Genomic DNA, 21,615 nt, shown 5'->3' on the forward strand with positions numbered 1-21,615 from the left:
CGCCCATCAGCGACCCCGAACACTGCACACCGTCCAGGACCCCGAACACCGCACACCGTCCAGGAACCCGAACACCGCACATCAGGAAGCAGGCACGTGTCATGGCACAGCTCTCCATCACCACTTTTGTCACCCTCGACGGCGTGATGCAGGCGCCCGGCGGACCGAACGAGGACCCCAGCGGCGGCTTCGAGCTCGGCGGCTGGTCCGTGCCGTACGGGGACGAGGACTTCGGCCGGTTCATGACAGAGGTCTTCGACCGTGCCGGAGCCTTCCTGCTCGGCCGGCGCACGTACGAGATCTTCGCCGGCTACTGGCCCAAGGTGACCGACCCCGCCGACCCGATCGCATCGCGGCTCAACTCTCTGCCGAAGTACGTCGTCTCGACCAAGCTCGAGAAGGCCGACTGGGCGGGCACCACCGTCATCAGTGGTGACCTCGCCAACGAAGTTGCCGCAGTCAAGGAGCGCACGGACGGCGAGCTCCAGGTCCACGGCAGCGGCGCCCTCGCCCACTTCCTCATGGCGCACGACCTGATCGACACGCTCAACCTGCTCGTCTTCCCCGTCGTTCTGGGCACGGGCCGCCGCCTCTTCGCGAACGGCGCGGTACCGACCGCCTTCCGGCACACCGGGGCCCGCACCACGGCCGCGGGCGTGGCCATCCACACGTACGAGCTGGCCGGCCGCCCCGAGTACGGAACCTATGAGGCCCCCTAAAACGGTGGGCCCTCACGTACCCGGCCGGGTACGGTGATCGCTCCAGGTGGCAGCCGACGACGTCTCCACGCCCGAATCTGAGACATCGCCGCTCCCCGGAGGCTCCCGCACGTGACCTCGATCGCCGTACCCGCCGCGCTCGCGCCCCGCCGGGCCTGGCTCACCGATCTGCCCGTGCTGCTCGTGGCCGTGGTCTGGGGCGCGAGCTATCTCGCGGCGAAGGGCATCACCACAACGCACACCGTCGTTGCCGTGCTGGTGCTCCGCTTCGCGCTCGTCCTGCCGGTGCTCGCGGTGGCCGGACACCGCAAGCTGCGGGCACTGACCCCGGCCCAGTGGCGCGGCGCCGGCCTCCTCGGGCTCGTACTCGGCGTGATCTTCCTGCTGGAGACGTACGGCGTTGTGCACACCTCCGCGACCAACGCAGGGCTCATCATCAGCCTCACCATGATCTTCACGCCGCTCGCCGAGGCGGTGGTGACCCGCAACCGGCCGCCCAGGGCCTTTGTGGCCGCGGCCGGGCTCTCCGTGGCCGGTGTCGTGCTGCTGACCCAGAGCGGCGGTTTCACCACACCATCCCTCGGCGATCTGCTGATGCTGCTGGCTGCTCTCGCCCGTACCGTCCATGTGCTGGCGATGTCCAGGATCAAGGCGGTGCAGGGCGCGGACTCGCTCTCCTTGACGACGGTCCAGCTGGGCAGCGCGGTCGCGGTGTTCGCGGTCCTGGCCGCCGTCCCCGGCACCGGGGCCTCGCCCTGGACGGTGGCCCTCGGTTTCGGTCCGCGCGAATGGGCCGGGCTGCTCTTCCTCTCCGTCTTCTGCACGCTGTTCGCCTTCTTCGTGCAGATGTGGGCGGTACGCCGCACCTCACCGTCCCGCGTCAGCCTGCTGCTCGGCACGGAGCCGTTGTGGGCGGCCGCGGGGGGCATCGCCATCGGGGGCGAACACCTCGGCGCGCTCGGTCTGCTGGGCGGGGCGCTGGTCCTCGCGGGCACGACGTGGGGACGCCGCACCGCCGACCGGACTGCTTGCTAGGTTCGGGCGCCCGGACTGCTCGGCGTCCCCGGGAACCGGGGGCTGACCCACACATGTCGCGCTCCGCAGCCGTCAGGCCCAGGCTGGAGGTGAGGGAGTTTCCCCTGATCCCGCAGCAGGCCGGCACATGGAGGGTCAGCGCGGTGATCGATCACGTCACGGCGCAGCTGGGGTGACCGTACGCCCCGTTCGGAGTCCGACATGAATCTCCTGCTTCTCGGCGCGACGGGGCTCACCGGCCGACAGGTGGTGGCCCAGGCCCTCGACGCGGGTCATCACCTCACCGCGGTCGTCCGCAATCCGGACAGACTTCCCCCGCTCGACGACCGGCTGACCGTGCTCGTCGGTGACGTCGCCGACGAGCAGGAGGTCGCCAGTGCGGCTGTGGGCAAGGATGCGGTGCTGAGCACGATGGGGACGGGAAAGAGCCTCACCTCCGACATCGTCAGCCGGACCGTGGACGCGCTCGTCCCCGCCATGCACGATGCGGGAGTCGATCGCCTGATCTTCCTCTCCGCCTTCGGCGTCGACCGGACCTATACGCAGGCGTCGTTGCCGCAGCGGTTCTTCTACCGCACGCTGCTGAGGAAGATCTACTCCGACAAACAGCGGGCGGACCGCAAACTCCTCGCCGGCGACCTCGACGTGACCCTGGTCTATCCGGTGTCGCTGACCAACCGGCCGTTCACCGGCACCTACCGCGCCGGTGACCTCTTCGACTTCACGGGCATGCCCCGCATCAGCCGCGCGGACGTTGCCCACTTCATGGTTGCGCAGGTCAACGACTCGACCTGGTCGCGCCGTATCGCCATCCTCACGAGCTGACACGGCCACGGGACCCGACGCTGCGGCGGCCGCAACGCCGCCGGAGCTTTCGTCTGCCCGGACGGTCTGGTCAACGATCTGCGCGGGATGAACAGGGTCGAGGTCCGCCCCGGACGCGCGCCCGGCACGCTCCGGCCGACCATTAAGCGCTCCGGCCGCTCCGGCTGCCCCCTAAGCGCTCCGGCCGATCCGGTCCGAGGCCACCAGGAACACCAGTCCCACCACCGTCAGCACGATGTTCGCGAAGAGCTGGTAGCCGTCGGGGATATTCAGCAGCTGCAGGCCTCCCCAGACGCGGAACCAGCCGGTGAACTCATGGACCACGCCGACCGCGCCCCAGACGAGCAGGACAAAGCCGACCGCCTCGAAGATTTTCCTCATACGTGGAGCCTTGCGTATGCGCGACAGCCCCCGCGTCGGCCGTCGGAATGCGGGCGCGCGCCGAAAGTCTGAAGCCGTGCGACTTTGGTAGCTTCCCTCGGCCAGGGGGGCCACACCCTCGCCCCACCTGCGTAGTTTTGTCGATATGACGCGCACGGAGTACCCCTGGCTGCTGCCCTCAGCCATGTCCGACCCTCTGGACCCGGACCTCACCGGCAGCCGCGGCAAGGGGAGGGGCAAGGGCAAGGGCGCCGAGGACGGCAAGGGCACGGAGGACGGCAAGACCAGGGCCAGGCCGCGCCGTACCGTGCGCGACTGGATCGTCGACACCTCCGTCTTCGTCCTCGCCGCAATCCTCGGCATGCTCGCCTCCGAGGCGAGCACGCAGGCCGGCAACCCCGAGCTCGTCGTCCTCGCCGACCAGTTGCTGGGCGCGGCGGCCTGCTGCGCCCTGTGGGTACGGCGGCGCGCGCCCGTGGGGCTCGCGGGCGTTCTTGTCGTGCTCGCCTCCGTGGCTCCGGCGGCCGGCGGCGCCCTGCTGGTGAGCCTGTTCAGCCTCGCCGTGCACCGGACCTTCAAACCGGTCGCGACCGTCGGAGTCCTCGCCGTTGTGAGTTCGGCGGTGCAGGCAGCTGTACGCCCCGATCCGGCGACGTCTTTCGTGGCCTCGCTCATCACCTCGGTGATTCTGGTCCTGCTGATGACCGGCTGGGGCATGCTCGTCCGCGCCCGCCGACAGCTCGTCGTAGCCCTGCGCGAACGTGCCCGGCGGGCCGAGAACGAGGCCGAGCTGCGCGCCGCGCACGCGCAGCGCCTCGCCCGGGAGGCCATCGCCCGCGAGATGCACGATGTGCTGGCCCACCGGCTGACCCTCCTCAGCGTGCACGCCGGGGCCCTCGAATTCCGTCCGGACGCGCCCCCGGCCGAGGTTGCCCGCGCGGCCGGAGTGATCCGCGACAGCGCGCACGAGGCGCTCCAGGATCTGCGCGAGATCATCGGCGTGCTGCGCGCCCCGGGCGACGGCGACGGATCCGACCGGCCGCAGCCCACGCTCGCCACCCTCGAAGCGCTGGTCGCGGAGTCCCGGCAGGCCGACATGTTGGTCACGCTCGACAACCGCGTCACCGACCCGGCCTCTGCCCCCGCCGCCACCGGACGCACCGTCTACCGCATCGCCCAGGAGGGCCTGACCAACGCGCGAAAACACGCGCCGGGCACGGAGGTCACCGTCGCCGTGAGCGGCGGACCGGGGCAGGGGCTCACCGTCGACGTGGAGAATCCCGCCCCGCTCGGCGAGGTGGAGAAAGTCCCGGGATCCGGCCAGGGCCTGATCGGGCTGACCGAACGCGCCACGCTCGCCGGCGGCCGTCTCGAACACGGAGCTACGGACGACGGCGGCTTCCACGTCCGGGCCTGGCTACCGTGGCCCTCATGACTATCCGGTTGATCGTCGTCGATGACGACCCGCTCGTACGGGCAGGACTCGCCTTCATGCTCGGCGGGGCCGAGGACCTCGAGATCGTGGGGGAGGGGGCCGACGGCTCCGAAGTCGCCGCGCTCGTCGACGAACACGCGCCCGATGTGGTGCTGATGGACATCCGGATGCCGCACATGGACGGTCTCACCGCCACGGAAGCGCTGCGCCGCCGTCCCGACGCCCCTGAGATCGTGGTCCTGACCACCTTCCACGCCGACGAACAGGTCCTGCGGGCGCTGCGGGCGGGCGCCGCCGGATTCGTACTGAAGGACACCCCGCCCGCCGAGATCGTGGCGGCGGTACGGCGGGTGGCGTCCGGCGACCCGGTGCTCTCCCCGGCCGTCACCCGCCAGTTGATGACACATGTGTCGGACAGCCGGCCCGAAACACGCAGAAACGCCGCGGCACAGCGACTCGCCGCGCTCGCCGAACGCGAACGGGAGGTGGCGGTCGCCGTCGGCCGCGGCCAGTCCAACGCCGAGGTCGCCGCGGCGCTCTTCATGAGCGTGCCTACCGTCAAGACGCATGTCTCCCGCATCCTGGCCCGGCTGGGTCTCAACAACCGTGTTCAGATCGCGCTGTTGGTGCACGACGCCGGTCTGCTCGACGAAGGGGAGGCGACGTAGGCTGACGCGATGACCGTCGTCGATCTGGGGGAGTACGGAGCGGACTTCATCGCGAACCCGTATCCGTACTATGCGCGGCTGCGCGAGTCGGGGCCCGTCCACGAGGTGCGCCTGCCGAACGGCGAGGAGCTCTGGCTGATCGTCGGCCACCAGGAGGCACGGGCCGCGCTCGCCGACCCGCGGCTGTCCAAGTCACCCGCCACGGTGGGCGCGACCATGCTCGACGAACGCGTCGTCGGCCCGTACCTGCTGGTCCTGGACCCGCCGGACCACACCCGGCTGCGCAGGCTGGTCGCCCGCGAGTTCACCGGCCGCCGGGTGGAGAGTCTGCGCCCGCGCATCCAGCAGATCACCGACGAACTGATCGACGCCATGATCCCGGCCGGGCAGGCCGATCTGGTGCACGCGCTGGCCTTTCCGCTGCCCATCATCGTCATCTGCGAACTGCTCGGCGTTCCGGCCGCCGACCGGGAGGCGTTCCGTGCCTGGTCCAACGAGGTCGTGGCTCCGACCGGCCCGGCGGCCGAACGGGACGCCGTCCATCAGCTTGCCGCGTACCTCGACGAACTCATCGAGGACAAGCGCTGCGCCGGCCCCACGGACGATCTGCTCTCCGCCCTGGTCCGTACCCGCGACGAGGACGACGACCGGCTCTCGGCTTCCGAACTGCGCGCCCTCGCCTATCTGTTGCTGATCGCCGGTCATGAGACGACCGTCAATCTGCTCTCCAACGGGATCCGGGCGCTGCTCGGCCATCCCGGTCAACTCGCCGCCCTGCGTGCCGACTTCACTCTCCTCGACGGAGCCGTCGAGGAGATGCTGCGCTACGACGGACCGGTGGAGACCGGCACCGCACGCTTCACCGCCGCCCCCGTCCGTATCGCAGACACCGTGATCCCGGCCGGCGAGGCGGTGCTGGTCGGCATCGCCGCGGGCGACCGCGACCCGGGGCGCTTCCCGGCCCCCGACCGCTTCGACATCCGCCGGGACACCCGCGGCCACCTCGCCTTCGGCCATGGCATCCACTACTGCCTGGGCGCCCCGCTCGCCCGGATGGAGGGCCGGATCGCGATACGCACGCTGCTGGAGCGCTGCCCCGGACTCGCCCTCGACCCGTCCGCCGAACCGTACGACTGGCTGCCCGGCATGCTGATGCGCGGCGTACGCCGGCTCCCGGTGCGGTGGGAGTGTCGTCCGCCTGCCGGTCCCGGGGCCGAGGGGCGTGGCGGAGTGGGCGCGGACCCGTGCTCGCCCAGCACCAGAGCGGTACTTCAGAACCGAACGCCCAAGGAGCGTGACCATGCCGGGATTTGACCTCGAGGTGGCCCGGAAGGTCCTCGACAGCCAGCCGTTCAGCCGACTGCTCCGGGCACGGATTACCGCGTTCGGCGACGGGCAGGCCGTGCTCGAGGTGGACATCCGCGAGGAGCTGCACCAGCAGAACGGCTATCTGCACGGGGGAGTCCTCGCGTACGCCGCCGACAACTCGATCACCTTCGCCGCCGGTACGACACTTGGTGCCGCCGTGCTGACCGGCGGCTTCTCCGTCCAGTACATCCGGCCGGCGACCGGCCGCACCCTGGTCGCCCGCGCCGCCGTCGTGCACAGCGGCCGCCGCCAGGCGGTCGCCCGCTGCGACCTGTTCACGGTGAACGCGGATGGCGAGGAGACGCTCTGCGCCGTCGCGCAGGGCACCGTACTGTCCGCGCAGCAGTCCTGAACGCCGCGCGGGAGTCTGGAACGCCGCGCGGATCCTGGACGTCGCGCGGGAGTCCTGGGCGTCCGGGTCAGTCGGCCGGGATCTCCTCGAGCCGCACCGGCCTGCGCTCCCGCCGCGACAGCTCGCACGCCTCCGCGATCCGCAGTGCCGTCAGCGCCTCCCGCCCGTCGCACGGGTTCTCGGTCTCGCCCTGGACCACCCGCACGAACGTGTCCAGCTCCGCCTCGTACGCCGGGGCGAACCGCTCCAGGAAGCCCGGCCACGGCTTGTCCGCCGCGGGCGGGCCCTTGGGCTCGGTCGAGCTGATCGGCGTACGGTCGTCCAGGCCGACCGCTACCTGGTCGAGCTCGCCCGCCAGTTCCATCCGTACGTCGTAGCCCGCGCCGTTGCAGCGGGTGGCCGTCGCCGTCGCCAGCGTCCCGTCGTCCAGGGTGAGGACCGCCGCCGCGGTGTCGACGTCGCCCGCTTCGCGGAACATCGCGGGTCCGGCGTCCGAACCGGTCGCGTACACCTCGACGACCTCGCGGCCCGTGACCCAGCGCAGGATGTCGAAGTCATGGACCAGACAGTCCCGGTAGAGGCCGCCGGAGAGCGGCAGATACGCGGCCGGCGGCGGAGCGGGATCGGAGGTCATGGCCCGTACGGTGTGCAGCCGGCCGAGCCGCCCGGACCGCACCAGCTCGCGGGCCTGCGTGTACCCGGCGTCGAAGCGGCGCATGAAGCCCAGCTGGAGCACGGTGCCCGCGCTCTCGACCGCCCGCAGTGCGGCGAGTGTCCCGGGCAGGTCCAGTGCGATGGGCTTCTCGCAGAAGGCGGGGAGCCCGGCGCGGGCGGCGCGGGCGATGAGTTCGGCGTGGGAGGCGGTGGCGGAGGCGATGACCACGGCGTCCACGCCCCAGGCGAAGATCTCGTCCACGCCGGGCGCGGCGGTGGACCCGGTGCGCTCGGCGACCTCCGCCGCGCGAGCGGCGTCGGCGTCCGCGACGACCAGTGACCCCACCTCCCGATGGCGGCTGAGCACGCCCGCGTGGAAAGTGCCGATACGTCCCGTCCCGATAAGTCCGATGCGCATGGCCCAAAGGTGGAGCCGAGCCCGCCGCCCTGTCAAGACTTTGTCCTGACAACCGAACTTCACGACTTCCCGTCAACATTCCGTGCGACTACGCTCGGCCCGTGCCCAAGCAGCCCAGACACGTGACGGACCCGTCCCTGTCTCTCCAGCTGAGCGTGGACCGCACCAGTCCGGTCCCGCTCTACTTCCAGCTCTCCCAGCAGCTGGAATCGGCCATCGAGAGGGGGACCCTCACCCCCGGCAGTCTGCTCGGCAACGAGATCGAGCTGGCCAACCGCCTCGGGCTCTCCCGTCCCACCGTCCGCCAGGCCATCCAGTCCCTCGTCGACAAGGGCTTGCTGGTACGCCGGCGCGGCGTCGGCACCCAGGTCGTGCACAGCCAGGTCAAGCGCCCGCTGGAGCTCAGCAGCCTCTACGACGACCTGGAGGCGGCCGGCCAGCGCCCGGCCACCATCGTCCTGCGCAATGTCTTCGAGCCCGCGAGCGCCGAGGTCGCCGCCGCCCTCGGCGTACCCGAAGGCAGCGACGTCCAGCTGGTCGAGCGGCTGCGGTACGCCCACGGCGAGCCCATGGCCCGGCTGCGCAACCATCTGCCCGCGGGTCTCTTCGACTGTGACACAGAGCGGCTGGAGGCGACCGGTCTGTACCGGATGATGCGGGCCGCGGGAATCACCCTGCACAGTGCCCGGCAGTCGGTCGGGGCACGCGCCGCCACCGCCCTGGAGGCCGAGCTGCTCACCGAGTCGACGGGTGCGCCGCTGCTCACCATGGAGCGGACCACTTTCGACGACACCGGCCGTGCGGTCGAGTTCGGCTCGCACATCTACCGCGCCTCGCGCTACGCGTTCGAGTTCCAGCTGCTGGTCAGACCGTAGCCCCGGACCGCCCCGGGCGGCCGTCCCCCTGCCGTCCCTCTGCCGTCCGTCCTGCCGCCCGCATACTGCCCGCCTGCCTTGTGCGCCGCTGTCCGCGCCGCTGTTCGCAGTGCCGCCCGTAACCCCGTCGGCACCATCGTCCGCGTAAGAATGTTCGGACAAAGTCTTGACGGCGTCCCGTGACCACCGTAAAAACTCACCCAGCCGCAACCTGGCGGCCGGGAGAGAAGGCGGACCCACCATGCGTACCACCCGCACGGCAGCAGCCCTGCTCGCCGCATGTGCCCTGGTCGTCGTCGCCGGATGCAGCAGTTCCGGTGGCAAAGAGGCCAAGGACAGCCCCTCCACGGGCGGCAAAGGCGGCGAGCCCGCCACCACCGACCGGCTGAAAATCGCCATGGTGACGCACTCCGGCGAGGGCGACACCTTCTGGGACATCGTCCAGAGCGGCGCCAAGGTCGCGGCCCGCAAGGACAACGTCGAATTCCTCTACGCCGCCAACAAGGAGGGCAAGGAGCAGGCGCAGCTCATCCAGACCTACATCGACCAGAAGGTCGACGGGATCGTGGTGACCCTCGCCAAGCCCGAAGCGGTCCAGGACGCCGTCAAGAAGGCCGTCGCGGCCGGCATACCCGTCGTCACGATCAACTCCGGCGCAGAGTTCTCCAAGGGCGTCGGTGCGCTCAGCCATATCGGCCAGGACGAGACCGTGGCAGGCGAGGCCGTCGGCGAGGAGCTCAACAAGCGCGGCAGGAAGAAGGCGATCTGCGTTATCCACGAGCAGGGCAATGTCTCGCTCGAGGCCCGCTGCGCAGGGGTGAAGAAGACCTTCGAGGGGAGCGTGGAGAACCTCAACGTCGAGGGCACCAACATGCCCGCCTCCACCTCCTCCATCGAGGCGAAGCTGCAGAGCGCCAAGGACATCGACGCGGTCGTGACGCTGGGCGCGCCCTTCGCCGCGGCCTCCGTCAAGGCCAAGGAGGGCGCAGCCTCCAGCGCCGAGGTCAACACCTTCGACCTCAACGAGGAAGTGGTCAAGCAGCTCAAGGCCCAGCAGATCGGCTTCGCCGTGGACCAGCAGCCCTACCTCCAGGGCTACCTCGCCATCGACGAGCTGTGGCTCAACAAGACCAACCTCAATGTCATCGGCGGCGGCAAGCCGATCCTCACCGGCCCGGCGCTCGTCACCGAGAAGGACGTGCCCGCGCTGGAGAAGCTCACCGCCGACGGCACCCGATGACGTCCCCGGTATACCCGATGACGTACCCGGCGTACCCGATGCCGACCCTCCGACCAGCCGTGACACATACTTGGGCGGCCGGGGCGCGTCGACACGACTGTCGATACGACCCCCGGCCGCACCGAGAAGTACGGCAAGAAGGGCACGGGGTCGTGGCTAGGGCAAGGACTGGGGTACGCGCGCTCGGCGCGGTGCTGGCAGCGGTACTCGGAGCCTCCCTCGCGGGATGCAGCAGCACGGGCGGCAAGCGCGCGGAGGACGCCCGTAAGGCACAGGCCGCGGGCAGGTCCGCGGTCACCACCCCCCGCTGGACCTTCGCCATGGTCACCCACTCGGGCGACGGCGACACGTTCTGGGACATCGTCCAGAGGGGCGCCGAGCAGGCCGCCGTCAAGGACAACATCAAATTCCTGTACTCCCACAGCGACGAGGGGCAGCAGCAGGCACAGCTCGTCCAGGCCGCGATCGACAAGAAGGTCAACGGGCTGATCGTCACGCTGGCGAAGCCCGACGCGATGAAGGCCGTCATCGCCAAGGCGACCGGTGCCGGTATCCCGGTGATCACCGTCAACTCGGGATCCGAGCAGTCCAAGGCGTACGGCGCGCTCACCCACATCGGCCAGGACGAGACGATCGCCGGCGAGGCCGTCGGCGACGAGCTCGACAAGCGCGGCAGGAAGAAGGCCCTGTGCGTACTGCACGAGCAGGGCAACGTCGGCCATGAGCAGCGCTGCGACGGCGCCAAGAAGGCCTTCGACGGCGAGATGCAGAACCTGTACGTGGACGGCACCAACATGCCCGACGTCCAGGCGTCCATCGAGGCGAAGCTCCAGACCGACGCCTCCATCGACTCCGTCGTCACGCTCGGCGCGCCCTTCGCGGACGCCGCCGTCCAGGCGAAGAAGTCCGCGGAGAGCAAGGCCGAGATCGACACCTTCGACCTCAACCCCAAGGTCGCCACCGCACTCCAGGCAGGCACGCTCGGCTTCGCCGTCGACCAGCAGCCGTACCTCCAGGGGTACCAGGCCGTGGATCTGCTCTGGCTCTACAAGTACAACGCCGATGTCCTCGGCGGCGGGCGGCCCGTGCTCACCGGACCGCAGATCATCACCGAGAAGGACGCCGCCGAGCTGGAGGAATACACGGATCGGGGGACCCGATGAGCGCGACCGCTCCACCTGCCGCACCGGACAGGACCACCGACGAGCGGCTGCTGCGGACCTCGCCACTGCGCAAGCTGCTCGGCAGGCCCGAGCTGGGCTCGGTCGTCGGCGCCGCGGCGGTCTTCATCTTCTTCTCGATCGTCGCGGACTCCTTCCTGCGGGCGTCCAGCCTCTCCACCGTGCTGTACGCCGCCTCGACCCTCGGCATCATGGCCGTACCGGTCGCGCTGCTGATGATCGGCGGCGAGTTCGACCTCTCGGCCGGCGTCCTGGTGACCACATCGGCACTGATCTCCTCGATGTTCAGCTACCAGATGACGGCCAACGTCTGGGTCGGCGTCCTTGTCTCGCTGCTGGTCACGCTCGCGGTCGGGGTCTTCAACGGCTTCATGCTGACCCGTACGAAACTGCCCAGCTTCATCATCACGCTCGGTACGTTCCTGATGCTGACCGGTCTCAACCTCGGCTTCACCAAGCTGATCAGCGGCACGGTCTCGACGAAGTCCATCGCCGACATGGAGGGCTTCGAGTCGGCGAAGAAGATCTTCGCCTCCGAGCACACCTTCGGTGATGTCACCCTCAAGGTGACCATCCTGTGGTGGTTCGCCCTGGTTGCCCTGGCCACCTGGATCCTGCTGCGCACCCGCTTCGGCAACTGGATCTTCGCGGTCGGCGGCGGCGCCGATGCTGCCCGCGCGGTCGGCGTGCCCGTCAACAGGACGAGGATCGGCCTCTACATGGGCGTCGCCTTCGCCGCCTGGGTCTCCGGCCAGCATCTGCTGTTCTCGTTCGACGTGGTGCAGTCCGGCGAGGGCGTCGGCAATGAGCTGACGTACATCATCGCGGCCGTCATCGGCGGCTGTCTGATCACCGGTGGTTACGGCTCCGCGATCGGCTCGGCGGTCGGTGCCTTCATCTTCGGCATGACCAGCAAGGGCATTGTCTACGCGGAGTGGAACCCGGACTGGTTCAAGTTCTTCCTCGGAGCGATGCTCCTTCTGGCCACCCTGCTCAACGCATGGGTCCGCAAGCGGGCGGAGGCAAGCAAATGACGGCTGAAGACACGCAGGCAGCCCTTGTCGAGCTCGACGACGTCAGTAAGTACTACGGCAACATCCGCGCCCTGGAAGGGGTTTCGCTCCAGGTCCACGCCGGGGAGATCACCTGCGTGCTGGGTGACAACGGCGCCGGCAAGTCCACCCTGATCAAGATCATCGCGGGTCTGCACCGGCACGACGCCGGCACCTTCCTGATCGAGGGGGAGCAGGCGAGCCTCGCCAACCCGCGTGAGGCCCTGGACCGGGGCATCGCCACGGTCTACCAGGATCTCGCCGTCGTACCGCTGATGCCGGTCTGGCGGAACTTCTTCCTCGGCTCGGAGCCGACCAAGGGCGCGGGCCCCTTCAAGCGCCTCGATGTCGAGCTGATGCGCAGGACCACCCGATCCGAACTGCTGCGCATGGGTATCGACCTGCGCGATGTCGACCAGCCCATCGGGACGCTGTCGGGCGGTGAGCGCCAGTGCGTGGCGATCGCCCGGGCCGTCTACTTCGGTGCGAAGGTCCTGGTACTGGACGAGCCGACCGCGGCGCTCGGAGTGAAGCAGTCCGGCGTCGTTCTGAAGTATGTGGCGGCGGCACGCGACGCGGGACTGGGTGTTGTGCTCATCACCCACAACCCGCACCACGCGTATCTGGTCGGCGACCGCTTCGTACTGCTCAAGCGCGGCACCATGTCCGCCAGCCACACCAAGGAGTCCGTCACCCTCGACAAGCTCACCCGCCAGATGGCGGGCGGCAGCGAGCTCGAGGACCTCCGCCACGAGCTGGAACGGGCGCCCACGCCGACGCACCTGGGCGGCCACAGCACGTGACCGGGGCTCCGCCCCGGACCCCTCCCCCCGGGGACCCCCGCCTCGAGCGCCGGAGGGGCTGCCTGTGCAGCCCCTCCGGCGCTCGGCGAGATGTGGTCGAAAGACTGCGCGCCCAGGCCTCCGCCGCGGCGGACCGCCCTCACCACAGGAGCGGTACTGGCAGAATCGGTGCCGACAGTCATCCGCCCCCGAGACCCCGCAGGGACATGAGCACCTACCGCGACTTCACGAGCCGGGGCTCCGCCCGCGCCACCGTCCTGAAGACCGCCGGCACCCGGGAGCGGCGCTCGCACCTGACCGCGCCCCGCGTCCCCACGGTGGGCATCGACATCGGCGGTACGAAGGTGATGGCGGGCGTCGTCGACGCCGACGGGGTCATCCTGGAGAAGGTCCGTACCGAGACGCCGGACAAGTCCAAGAGCCCCAAGGTCGTCGAGGACACCATCTGTGAGCTGGTTCTCGACCTCTCCGACCGGCACGATGTGCACGCCGTGGGCATCGGCGCGGCCGGCTGGGTCGACGCCGACCGTTCCAAGGTCCTCTTCGCGCCCCATCTGGCCTGGCGCAACGAACCCCTGCGCGACGCCCTCTCGGCCCGCCTCGCCGTCCCGGTCCTGGTCGACAACGACGCCAACACCGCCGCCTGGGCGGAGTGGCGCTTCGGCGCGGGCCGTGGCGAGGACCATCTCGTCATGATCACCCTCGGCACGGGCATCGGCGGCGCGATCCTCGAGGACGGCCGGGTCAAGCGGGGCAAGTACGGAGTGGCGGGTGAATTCGGCCATATGCAGGTCGTGCCCGGCGGCCATCGCTGCCCCTGCGGCAACCGCGGCTGCTGGGAGCAGTACAGCTCCGGCAACGCACTGGTACGCGAGGCCCGTGAGCTCGCCGCGGCCGACTCCCCGGTCGCGTACGGCCTGATCGACCGCGTCGGCGGCAATGTGCACGAGATCACCGGCCCGCTCATCACCGAGCTCGCCCGTGAGGGCGACGCCATGTGCATCGAGCTCTTCCAGGACATCGGCCAGTGGCTCGGCGTGGGCATCGCCAACCTCGCGGCCGCCCTGGACCCTTCCTGCTTCGTGATCGGCGGCGGCGTCAGCGCCGCGGACGACCTGCTCATCGGCCCCGCCCGGGAGGCCTTCCGCCGTCATCTGACCGGCCGCGGCTACCGCCCCGAGGCCCGTATCGTCAAGGCCCAGCTAGGCCCGGAGGCCGGTATGGTCGGAGCCGCCGACCTGGCGCGACTCGTGGCGCGGCGCTTCCGCCGGACCAACCGGCGCCGGGTGGAGCGCCATGAGCGGTACGAGCGCTACGCGCAGGCGATCCGTAATTCCAGTACCACCCGCCCCACCCAGGAACCGTAGCCATGACAGTGCCCCGACAGTCGACGCCTCCGGACGAGAGCACCCACCCTCCCGAGGGCCGGCGCCATATGATCTTCCGCCGCTGGCTGACGGCGATCACCATCGTGCTGCTCGTCGGGATCCCGGCCGGCTATCTGGTGATCTCCGCCGAGCAGAGCCGCGACAGCGGCCGGGACAAGGAGGCGGAGTCCTCGGCCACCGGCCTGCGGGACACCTGGCCCTCTCTGATGAAGCGCCGTGTCTTCGAGGTGCCGATCCCGGAGGGGTCCACCAGGGTCGCCTACTACGAGACGAGCAACTGGAAGACCAGCCGGCTCTACGTGCAGTTCCGTACGTCGGCGGCCGGTCTCGACGCGTTTTTGAAGGGCGTCGGGACGAGCCGTGCCGAGCTCGGCGACGGCACCGTCACCATCGGCGGACGCGACGCCGATACGGTCGGCTGGAACTTCGGCCTGGCGGGACGTGACTGGGCGGGCATCACCCACAAGCAGAAGGATCCGCGGCCGACGCAGGACATCACCACTGATCTGACCGATCCGTCCCGCCCCTGGGTGTATGTCGTCTCGACTTCGACCCCCTGACCCGGAAGGGCCCGTTCCACTCACTACCGTGGAGCGGGTGAGTGAAATGCAGACGCCCCCGAAGACCCTGCAGTACCGGATCGACGGTCCGGACGACGCCCCCGTGCTCATCCTGGGGCCGTCGCTCGGCACCACCTGGCACATGTGGGACCGGCAGATCGCCGAGCTGGCCCGCCAGTGGCGGGTGATCCGGTTCGACCTGCCGGGCCACGGCGGTGCCCCCGCACACCCCGCCGCCGCCGTCGGGGAGCTCGCCGACCGGCTGCTCGCGACCCTCGACGGGCTGGGCGTCCAGCGCTTCGGGTACGCGGGCTGTTCCATCGGCGGCGCGATCGGCGTCGAGCTGGCGCTGCGCCACCCGCAGCGGCTGGCCTCGCTCGCCCTGGTCGCCGCCTCGCCCCGGTTCGGGACCGCCGACGAGTTCCGTCAGCGCGGGGTGATCGTCCGCACCAACGGTCTCGACCCGATGGCCCGCTCCGCGCCCGAGCACTGGTTCACGCACGGCTTCGCCGCCGCACAGCCCGCGATCGTCGAGTGGGCCGTCCAGATGGTCCGCACCACCGACCCCGGCTGTTACATCGCCGCCTGCGAGGCCCTCGCGGCCTTCGACGTACGCAGTGAACTCGGCCGCGTCGGCGTCCCCACCCTGGTCCTGGTCGGCTCCGAGGACCAGGTCACCGGCCCCGCCGAGGCCCGCACCCTGGTCGCCGGCATACCCGACGCCCGGCTCGCGCTGGTACCCGGCGCCTCCCACCTGGCCCCCGTCGAGCAGCCCGCGGCCGTCACCGACCTGCTCGTCCACCACTTCTCCACCGCCTGGCTGAGCGCCTCCGACACCACTACGGGTACGGGTCTCCCGACGATTCAGGCGCCGCCCCCGGCGCCCGCGGTCTCCGGCCCGGTGGCCCCGGTCGCCGAGATCGCCCCCTCCTCGCCCCTGCAGCCCGAAGCGGTCGCGGCCGTCCGCCCCGATCCGTACATCGCCGGGATGAAGGTCCGCCGCGAGGTCCTCGGCGACGCCCATGTGGACCGGGCGACGGATGCCGCGGACGACTTCACCGGCGACTTCCAGGAGCTGATCACCCGCTACGCCTGGGGTGAGGTCTGGACCCGCGAGGGCCTGGACAGACGCACCCGCAGCTGTGTGACGCTGACCGCACTGGTCGCGGGCGGGCACCTGGACGAGCTGGCCTTCCACACCCGCGCGGCCCTGCGCAACGGACTCACCCCCGCCGAGATCAAGGAAGTTCTGATCCACGCGGCCGTGTACTGCGGCGTGCCCGCGGCGAACTCCGCCTTCAAGGTGGCCCGTGCCGTGATCCAGGAGGAGACCACCCCCAAGCCGTAGCAGGATGGGGGTATGAGGCTCACGAAGAAGACGCATGCCTGCATCCGGCTGGAGAGGGACGGGCAGACGCTCGTCATCGACCCCGGCGGCTTCAGTGAACAGGACGCCGCCATCGGCGCGGACGTCATCCTCGTCACGCACGAGCATCCCGACCACTTCGACGAGGACCGGCTGCGCGCCGCCCTCGAGGCGAACCCGGCCGTCGGAATCTGGACTCTGCGCAGTGTCGCCGAGAAGGTCTCGGCGGCCTTCCCGGGGCGTGTCCACACCGTCGGCCACGGTGACACCTTCAGCGCGGCCGGCTTCGACGTCCAGGTGCACGGCGAACTGCACGCCGTGATCCACCCGGACATCCCGCGGATCACCAACGTCGGCTTCCTGGTGAACGGTTCGCTCTTCCATCCCGGCGACGCGCTCACCGTCCCCGACCACCCCGTCGAGACGCTGATGCTCCCGGTGATGGCCCCCTGGAACAAGATCTCCGAGGTGATCGACTACGTACGCGAGGTCAAGCCGCAGCGCGCCTTCGACATCCACGACGCCCTGCTCACCGATCTCGCCCGCCCCATCTACGACCGGCAGATCGGGGAGCTGGGCGGCACGGAGCACGGCCGGCTGACCCCCGGCGAGGCGACCGACCTGTGACTGTCACACCCCGCGGATAGGCTGTGGGACATGCGCATCGCCACCTGGAACGTCAATTCGATCACCGCTCGGCTGCCCCGGCTGCTTGCCTGGCTGGAGAACACGGGCACGGACGTGCTCTGCATCCAGGAGACCAAGTGCAGCGAGGAGCAGTTCCCCGCCGACGAGCTGCGCGAGCTCGGCTACGACTCCGTGGTCCACGCCACCGGCAGGTGGAACGGCGTGGCCCTGGTCTCCAGGGTCGGCCTGGAGGACGTCGTCAAGGGCCTGCCCGGCGGCCCGGACTACGAGGGCGCGCAGGAGCCGCGGGCGATCTCCGCGACCTGCGGTCCGGTGCGCGTCTGGTCGGTGTACGTGCCCAACGGCCGCGAGGTGGCCCACGACCACTACGCCTACAAGCTGGCCTGGCTGAAGACGCTCAGGGAAGCGCTCGCCGAGGATGCCGCGGGGGCCCGGCCGTTCGCGGTTCTCGGCGACTTCAACATCGCGCCGACCGACGACGACGTGTGGGACGCGTCGGTCTTCGAGGGCATGACCCATGTGACCCCGCTGGAGCGGGAGGCACTGGAGGCGCTGCGCCAGGCAGGGCTCGCCGACGTGGTGCCGCGCCCCCTCAAGTACGAGCACCCGTTCACGTACTGGGACTACCGCCAGCTCTGCTTCCCCAAGAACCGCGGTATGCGCATCGACCTGGTGTACGGCAACGAGTCCTTCTCCAAGGCGGTCAAGGACAGCTATGTCGACCGCGAGGAGCGCAAGGGCAAGGGCGCCTCGGATCATGCGCCGGTTGTTGTCGATCTGGACATCTGAGGTTTGTTGACGCGCGCCCAGTGGTGCGCCCGGTCACAGGGATGCGAGGCTGGGCAGTATGAACATCCCTTTCTTGGACAGCTGGCTCAATCGGCACGGCGGTGAGCAGGAGGCGCAGGAGCAGGCCGCCGCGGATGTGAACGACCCGGAGCGTGCGGCAGGCGTCGCCGAGTTGCTCTCCGAGTGCGAGCTGCTGCGTGTCCGAGCAGGACAGGCCGGGCTGGAACTGGACGACTCCCCGGCCTCGTTGGCCGCCCTCGACCAGCTGCCCCCGCGCTGGCGGGACGACCCGGAGGAGCTGCCCTGGCTGGGCAACGACGCGGGTCTCTACCTCGGCACCGTGATCGTCCGTACGGTCCCGGGCGCGACCTGGCACATCTGGCCGGGCGGCCATCCCGTGGTCCGGCTCGTCTCCGGCCGTGAGATCAGTGTGGTCGAAGCCGGCCTGGACTGGGCGGTCAACGGCGCCCCCGAGCTCGCGCAGGTCTACGGGGAAGCCGCCGAAGCCTGAATTTGAGTTTATACGGCTTATGCCCTATTTATGCGTGTCGGGTGTGAAGTCCCTTGCCGGGCTGGATAGTTTGCGCTGACCTCGACACCGCTGAGAGTGGGTAGGCAGCGTATGGCCGTCGATCCGTTGATCGAGCTGCGTGACGTCAACAAGTACTTCGGACCGCTGCACGTCCTCCAGGACATCAACCTCACCGTCGGGCGCGGCGAGGTGGTGGTGGTCATCGGCCCCTCCGGCTCGGGAAAATCGACGCTCTGCCGTGCGGTGAACAGACTCGAGACGATCGAGTCCGGCCGGATCACCATCGACGGACAGCCGCTCCCCGAGGAGGGCAGCGCCCTCGCCAGGCTCCGCGCCGACGTCGGCATGGTCTTCCAGTCCTTCAACCTCTTCGCCCACAAGACCGTGCTGGCGAACGTCTCCCTCGCACCCGTCAAGGTCCGTGGCCGCAAGAAGGACGAGGCCGACCGCCGCTCCCGTGAACTCCTGGACCGTGTCGGCCTCGCCGACCAGGCGGCCAAGTACCCCGCGCAGCTCTCCGGCGGACAGCAGCAGCGCGTGGCCATCGCCCGCGCGCTCGCCATGGAACCCAAGGTCATGCTCTTCGACGAGCCGACCTCGGCCCTCGACCCCGAGATGATCAATGAGGTGCTGGAGGTGATGCAGCAGCTCGCCCGCGACGGAATGACCATGGTCGTCGTCACCCACGAGATGGGATTCGCCCGCTCCGCCGCCAACCGCGTCGTCTTCATGGCGGACGGCCGCGTCATCGAGAACCGCCCCCCGGAGGACTTCTTCACCAACCCGGAGAGCGACCGGGCCAAGGACTTCCTCTCCAAGATCCTCAAGCACTGACGGGGGGCGCAGGACTCATGATGCGTACGAGACGTGCTCTCGCGGCGCTGGCGCTCGTCCTGGTCGCCGCCGTCACCGCCGTCACTGCCTGCGGCAAGGAGGGCAGCCCGCCCGTGAAGGGCCCGCAGACCGACAAGCTGCCGCAGTACACGGTGAACACCGGCTTCCGGCTGACCGACTCACCGACCTGGAACAAGGCCGAGCGGCGCGGCCACCTCGTCGTCGGCGTGAAGGAGGACCAGCCCTACCTCGGCGAGAAGGACCCCGCGAGCGGCCTCTACACCGGATTCGACATCGAGATCGCCAAGATGATCGGAGCCTCGCTGGGCTTCGACCCGAAGACGATCCGGTTCCGGACGATCGCCTCCGCGAACCGCGAAACCGCCCTGCAGAACGGTCAGATCGACTACTACGTCGGCACCTACACCATCAACGACAACCGCAAGAAGCTCGTCGGCTTCGCCGGCCCGTACTACATGGCCGGCCAGTCCCTCCTCGTACGGGCCGACGAGCAGGACATCAAAGGCCCCCAGGACCTCGCAGGCAAGCGCGTCTGCTCGGCGGCCGGTTCGACGCCGTACCAGCGGATCCAGTCCGACTACCCGAACGCAGAACTCGTCGCGTACGACACCTACTCCGTCTGTGTGGACAACCTGCTGACCTACCAGGTCGACGCCGTCACCACCGACGACGCCATCCTCGCCGGGTACGCGGCCAAGGTGCCCGACGAGCTCAAGGTGGTCGGCAAGCCCTTCTCCGAGGAGCCCTACGGCGTCGGTGTGCCGCGCAGCGACAACGCCCTGCGCTTCGCCATCGACGATGCCCTCGAGGCCAACGAGAAGAACGGGAACTGGAAGAAGGCCTACGAAGCGACGCTGGGCCTCTCCGGGGTCCCGGCCCCACAGCCGCCACCGATCGACCGCTACCCGGCGAGCTGAGGACAGAAGTGAACGTACTGATCGACAACTTCTCCGTGTACGGCGAGGGCTTCCTCGGCACCGTCGAGCTCACCGTCTACGCCTCGCTGCTCGCGCTGGCCCTCGGCTTCCTCATGGCCTCCTTCCGTGTCTCGCCCGTCGGCTCCCTCCGAGTGCTGGGCACGGTCTGGGTGACGGTGCTGCGCAACACCCCGCTGACGCTGCTCTTCTTCGCCGTCCTGCTGGGCCTGCCGCGCTTCGGACTCGTCCTGCCCTTCCAGGTCTTCGCCGTGCTTGCACTGGGCTGCTACACCTCCGCCTTCATCTGCGAGGTGATGCGCTCCGGCATCAACACCGTGCACAAGGGGCAGGGCGAAGCGGCCCGCAGCCTCGGTATGTCCTTCGGCCAGACCCTCAACAACGTGGTGCTGCCGCAGGCGTTCCGTACCGTCATCCCGCCGATCGGCTCCACCCTCATCGCGCTGGCCAAGAACTCGGCGATCGCCGGCGCCTTCAGCGTCACCGAGCTGCTCGGTACCTACAAGATCCTCAACGAGCTGGGCTACAACATCATCTGGACCTTCGTCTGGATCGCCGTCGGATACCTGATCATCACCCTGTCCATCAGTGCGCTGTTCAACGTGCTGGAGAAGCGCTATGGAGTCGCCCGATGACCGATTCCACCGCCCTCTACGACATCCCGGGACCCAGGACCCGCAGACGGCACCGCGCTTACGGCGTCCTCTCGACCGTCGTCATCGTGGCGCTGTTCGGCTGGATCCTCTATCTGCTCTTCGACACCGGTCAGTTCACCGCAACCAAGTGGAGTCCCTTCGAGTACAAGGGCATTCAGGAGCTGCTGCTGCGCGGGCTCGGCAACACGCTCAAGGCGTTCGCCCTCGCCGCGGTGTTCTCGCTCGCGCTCGGCGGTGTGCTCGCCGCCGGCCGGCTCTCCGAACACCGGGCCGTCCGCTGGGTGGCCACCGTGGTGGTGGAGTTCTTCCGTGCCATGCCCGTGCTGGTGATGATCTTCTTCATCTTCGTCGCCCTGAAGGTGCAGCCGCTGCCCGCCCTGGTGGCCGGACTGACGCTCTACAACGGCTCGGTGCTCGCCGAGGTCTTCCGCGCCGGCGTCAACTCCGTGGAGCGCGGCCAGCGGGAGGCGGCGTACTCACTGGGCATGCGCAAGACACAGGTCATGAGCTACGTCCTGGTGCCGCAGGGCCTTCGTGCGATGTTGCCGACGATCATCAGCCAGCTGGTGGTCGCACTGAAGGACACCTCGCTCGGATATCTGATCACCTATGAGGAGTTCCTCCACGCCGGCAAGCTCATCGCCTCGAATCTCGACTACGATTTGCCGTTCATCCCCGTAGTGATGGTGATCTCGCCGATCTACATCGGGATGTGCATGCTGCTCTCCTGGTTTGCCAACTGGGTGGCCGGGCGACAGCAGCGCAGTCCGAAAACAGAGGCTGTGGATGTCTCCGCGGCCGAACCAGGGACGCTGCTGCCGGGGGGTCCCCCTGCGCCCCCCAGGGCGTAGTCGGGGGTCCTGCCCACGCCCCCCAGGGC

General features: G+C 69.5%; 24 protein-coding genes. 22 read left to right on the forward strand and 2 right to left on the reverse strand.

Annotated features, from left to right (window positions below; translation table 11 throughout):
- Positions 1-101 precede the first annotated feature (101 nt).
- The 3 genes from OG883_RS10265 (at position 102) to OG883_RS10275 (ending at position 2,579) form a co-directional block, all read left to right on the forward strand.
- Complete coding sequence (locus OG883_RS10265) at positions 102-719, forward strand: dihydrofolate reductase family protein (protein ID WP_266538000.1); 618 nt, start codon at positions 102-104, stop codon at positions 717-719.
- A gap of 111 nt (positions 720-830) precedes the next feature.
- Entirely contained in the window at positions 831-1,754 is a 924-nt protein-coding gene (locus OG883_RS10270) for a DMT family transporter (RefSeq protein WP_266538003.1), read from the forward strand.
- Between the two features lie 201 nt (positions 1,755-1,955).
- Positions 1,956-2,579, forward strand: a complete 624-nt coding sequence (locus OG883_RS10275; RefSeq protein ID WP_266538006.1) for an NAD(P)-dependent oxidoreductase — start codon at positions 1,956-1,958, stop codon at positions 2,577-2,579.
- A gap of 171 nt (positions 2,580-2,750) precedes the next feature.
- Here OG883_RS10275 and OG883_RS10280 read toward each other — a convergent pair whose 3' ends face one another.
- Positions 2,751-2,960, reverse strand: a complete 210-nt coding sequence (locus tag OG883_RS10280) for a hypothetical protein (protein ID WP_266538009.1) — start codon at positions 2,958-2,960, stop codon at positions 2,751-2,753.
- Between the two features lie 145 nt (positions 2,961-3,105).
- Between OG883_RS10280 and OG883_RS10285 the strand changes: the two genes are divergently transcribed.
- Genes OG883_RS10285 through OG883_RS10300 form a run of 4 tightly spaced genes read left to right on the forward strand, consistent with a single transcriptional unit; the run spans position 3,106 to position 6,783 of the window.
- The gene (locus tag OG883_RS10285; protein ID WP_266538012.1) at positions 3,106-4,395 is read left to right on the forward strand and encodes a sensor histidine kinase; all 1,290 of its coding nucleotides are present in this window, start codon (positions 3,106-3,108) and stop codon (positions 4,393-4,395) included.
- Positions 4,392-5,063 carry a response regulator transcription factor gene (locus tag OG883_RS10290; protein ID WP_266538015.1) on the forward strand — a complete coding sequence of 224 codons (672 nt, stop codon included), beginning with the start codon at positions 4,392-4,394 and terminating at the stop codon, positions 5,061-5,063. Before OG883_RS10285 ends, OG883_RS10290 begins: the two co-directional genes overlap by 4 nt.
- A gap of 9 nt (positions 5,064-5,072) precedes the next feature.
- Entirely contained in the window at positions 5,073-6,377 is a 1,305-nt protein-coding gene (locus OG883_RS10295; RefSeq protein ID WP_266538018.1) for a cytochrome P450, read from the forward strand.
- Positions 6,364-6,783, forward strand: a complete 420-nt coding sequence (locus OG883_RS10300) for a PaaI family thioesterase (RefSeq protein ID WP_266538021.1) — start codon at positions 6,364-6,366, stop codon at positions 6,781-6,783. Before OG883_RS10295 ends, OG883_RS10300 begins: the two co-directional genes overlap by 14 nt.
- A 67-nt stretch (positions 6,784-6,850) precedes the next feature.
- Here OG883_RS10300 and OG883_RS10305 read toward each other — a convergent pair whose 3' ends face one another.
- The gene (locus tag OG883_RS10305; RefSeq protein ID WP_266538024.1) at positions 6,851-7,855 is read right to left on the reverse strand and encodes a Gfo/Idh/MocA family oxidoreductase; all 1,005 of its coding nucleotides are present in this window, start codon (positions 7,853-7,855) and stop codon (positions 6,851-6,853) included.
- A 155-nt stretch (positions 7,856-8,010) separates the two neighbouring features.
- Here OG883_RS10305 and OG883_RS10310 point away from each other — a divergent pair, with 155 nt between their 5' ends.
- From OG883_RS10310 to OG883_RS10380, 15 genes are all read left to right on the forward strand, one after another.
- Complete coding sequence (locus tag OG883_RS10310) at positions 8,011-8,730, forward strand: GntR family transcriptional regulator (protein ID WP_323180925.1); 720 nt, start codon at positions 8,011-8,013, stop codon at positions 8,728-8,730.
- A gap of 241 nt (positions 8,731-8,971) precedes the next feature.
- On the forward strand, positions 8,972-9,970 hold the full coding sequence (locus OG883_RS10315; RefSeq protein WP_266538026.1) for a sugar ABC transporter substrate-binding protein: 999 nt from the start codon (positions 8,972-8,974) through the stop codon (positions 9,968-9,970).
- A gap of 152 nt (positions 9,971-10,122) precedes the next feature.
- Positions 10,123-11,133: a sugar ABC transporter substrate-binding protein gene (locus tag OG883_RS10320; RefSeq protein ID WP_266538029.1), complete on the forward strand. Its 1,011-nt coding sequence runs from the start codon at positions 10,123-10,125 to the stop codon at positions 11,131-11,133.
- Positions 11,130-12,185, forward strand: coding sequence for an ABC transporter permease (locus OG883_RS10325; RefSeq protein WP_266538032.1), 1,056 nt, complete (start codon positions 11,130-11,132; stop codon positions 12,183-12,185). Before OG883_RS10320 ends, OG883_RS10325 begins: the two co-directional genes overlap by 4 nt.
- Positions 12,182-13,006: an ATP-binding cassette domain-containing protein gene (locus OG883_RS10330; protein ID WP_266538034.1), complete on the forward strand. Its 825-nt coding sequence runs from the start codon at positions 12,182-12,184 to the stop codon at positions 13,004-13,006. Before OG883_RS10325 ends, OG883_RS10330 begins: the two co-directional genes overlap by 4 nt.
- A 206-nt stretch (positions 13,007-13,212) precedes the next feature.
- Positions 13,213-14,373 (forward strand): ROK family glucokinase, encoded by a 1,161-nt coding sequence (locus tag OG883_RS10335; RefSeq protein ID WP_266538037.1) that lies wholly within the window; start codon positions 13,213-13,215, stop codon positions 14,371-14,373.
- Between the two features lie 2 nt (positions 14,374-14,375).
- Positions 14,376-14,954, forward strand: coding sequence for a hypothetical protein (locus OG883_RS10340; protein WP_266538040.1), 579 nt, complete (start codon positions 14,376-14,378; stop codon positions 14,952-14,954).
- A gap of 46 nt (positions 14,955-15,000) precedes the next feature.
- Positions 15,001-16,302, forward strand: coding sequence for a 4-carboxymuconolactone decarboxylase (gene pcaC, locus OG883_RS10345; protein ID WP_266541395.1), 1,302 nt, complete (start codon positions 15,001-15,003; stop codon positions 16,300-16,302).
- A 12-nt stretch (positions 16,303-16,314) separates the two neighbouring features.
- Positions 16,315-16,947: an MBL fold metallo-hydrolase gene (locus OG883_RS10350; protein WP_266538043.1), complete on the forward strand. Its 633-nt coding sequence runs from the start codon at positions 16,315-16,317 to the stop codon at positions 16,945-16,947.
- A gap of 30 nt (positions 16,948-16,977) precedes the next feature.
- Positions 16,978-17,757: an exodeoxyribonuclease III gene (locus OG883_RS10355; protein WP_266538046.1), complete on the forward strand. Its 780-nt coding sequence runs from the start codon at positions 16,978-16,980 to the stop codon at positions 17,755-17,757.
- Positions 17,758-17,815: 58 nt separating this feature from the next.
- Complete coding sequence (locus OG883_RS10360) at positions 17,816-18,268, forward strand: DUF6278 family protein (protein ID WP_266538049.1); 453 nt, start codon at positions 17,816-17,818, stop codon at positions 18,266-18,268.
- Positions 18,269-18,379: 111 nt separating this feature from the next.
- The gene (locus OG883_RS10365; protein ID WP_266541397.1) at positions 18,380-19,123 is read left to right on the forward strand and encodes an amino acid ABC transporter ATP-binding protein; all 744 of its coding nucleotides are present in this window, start codon (positions 18,380-18,382) and stop codon (positions 19,121-19,123) included.
- A gap of 17 nt (positions 19,124-19,140) precedes the next feature.
- Positions 19,141-20,061, forward strand: coding sequence for a glutamate ABC transporter substrate-binding protein (locus tag OG883_RS10370; RefSeq protein ID WP_266538052.1), 921 nt, complete (start codon positions 19,141-19,143; stop codon positions 20,059-20,061).
- A gap of 8 nt (positions 20,062-20,069) precedes the next feature.
- Positions 20,070-20,714, forward strand: coding sequence for an amino acid ABC transporter permease (locus OG883_RS10375; protein WP_266538055.1), 645 nt, complete (start codon positions 20,070-20,072; stop codon positions 20,712-20,714).
- Positions 20,711-21,586 carry an amino acid ABC transporter permease gene (locus tag OG883_RS10380; protein WP_266538057.1) on the forward strand — a complete coding sequence of 292 codons (876 nt, stop codon included), beginning with the start codon at positions 20,711-20,713 and terminating at the stop codon, positions 21,584-21,586. Before OG883_RS10375 ends, OG883_RS10380 begins: the two co-directional genes overlap by 4 nt.
- The last annotated feature ends 29 nt before the right edge of the window (positions 21,587-21,615 follow it).

Origin of the sequence: Streptomyces sp. NBC_01142, assembly GCF_026341125.1 — a bacterium.
In the GTDB taxonomy this organism is placed as follows: Bacteria; Actinomycetota; Actinomycetes; order Streptomycetales; family Streptomycetaceae; genus Streptomyces.

Bases quoted from the DNA above. Each gene is read 5' to 3' on its own strand.
- OG883_RS10350 (WP_266538043.1), top strand. From the start codon at position 16,315: ATGAGGCTCACGAAGAAGACGCATGCCTGCATCCGGCTGGAGAGGGAC.
- OG883_RS10370 (WP_266538052.1), top strand. From the start codon at position 19,141: ATGATGCGTACGAGACGTGCTCTCGCGGCGCTGGCGCTCGTCCTGGTC.
- OG883_RS10295 (WP_266538018.1), top strand. From the start codon at position 5,073: ATGACCGTCGTCGATCTGGGGGAGTACGGAGCGGACTTCATCGCGAAC.
- OG883_RS10280 (WP_266538009.1), bottom strand. From the start codon at position 2,960: ATGAGGAAAATCTTCGAGGCGGTCGGCTTTGTCCTGCTCGTCTGGGGC.
- OG883_RS10305 (WP_266538024.1), bottom strand. From the start codon at position 7,855: ATGCGCATCGGACTTATCGGGACGGGACGTATCGGCACTTTCCACGCG.
- OG883_RS10335 (WP_266538037.1), top strand. From the start codon at position 13,213: ATGAGCACCTACCGCGACTTCACGAGCCGGGGCTCCGCCCGCGCCACC.
- OG883_RS10285 (WP_266538012.1), top strand. From the start codon at position 3,106: ATGACGCGCACGGAGTACCCCTGGCTGCTGCCCTCAGCCATGTCCGAC.
- OG883_RS10380 (WP_266538057.1), top strand. From the start codon at position 20,711: ATGACCGATTCCACCGCCCTCTACGACATCCCGGGACCCAGGACCCGC.
- OG883_RS10365 (WP_266541397.1), top strand. From the start codon at position 18,380: ATGGCCGTCGATCCGTTGATCGAGCTGCGTGACGTCAACAAGTACTTC.
- OG883_RS10290 (WP_266538015.1), top strand. From the start codon at position 4,392: ATGACTATCCGGTTGATCGTCGTCGATGACGACCCGCTCGTACGGGCA.
- OG883_RS10315 (WP_266538026.1), top strand. From the start codon at position 8,972: ATGCGTACCACCCGCACGGCAGCAGCCCTGCTCGCCGCATGTGCCCTG.
- OG883_RS10265 (WP_266538000.1), top strand. From the start codon at position 102: ATGGCACAGCTCTCCATCACCACTTTTGTCACCCTCGACGGCGTGATG.
- OG883_RS10360 (WP_266538049.1), top strand. From the start codon at position 17,816: ATGAACATCCCTTTCTTGGACAGCTGGCTCAATCGGCACGGCGGTGAG.
- OG883_RS10325 (WP_266538032.1), top strand. From the start codon at position 11,130: ATGAGCGCGACCGCTCCACCTGCCGCACCGGACAGGACCACCGACGAG.
- OG883_RS10300 (WP_266538021.1), top strand. From the start codon at position 6,364: ATGCCGGGATTTGACCTCGAGGTGGCCCGGAAGGTCCTCGACAGCCAG.
- OG883_RS10330 (WP_266538034.1), top strand. From the start codon at position 12,182: ATGACGGCTGAAGACACGCAGGCAGCCCTTGTCGAGCTCGACGACGTC.
- OG883_RS10340 (WP_266538040.1), top strand. From the start codon at position 14,376: ATGACAGTGCCCCGACAGTCGACGCCTCCGGACGAGAGCACCCACCCT.
- OG883_RS10355 (WP_266538046.1), top strand. From the start codon at position 16,978: ATGCGCATCGCCACCTGGAACGTCAATTCGATCACCGCTCGGCTGCCC.
- pcaC (WP_266541395.1), top strand. From the start codon at position 15,001: ATGCAGACGCCCCCGAAGACCCTGCAGTACCGGATCGACGGTCCGGAC.
- OG883_RS10275 (WP_266538006.1), top strand. From the start codon at position 1,956: ATGAATCTCCTGCTTCTCGGCGCGACGGGGCTCACCGGCCGACAGGTG.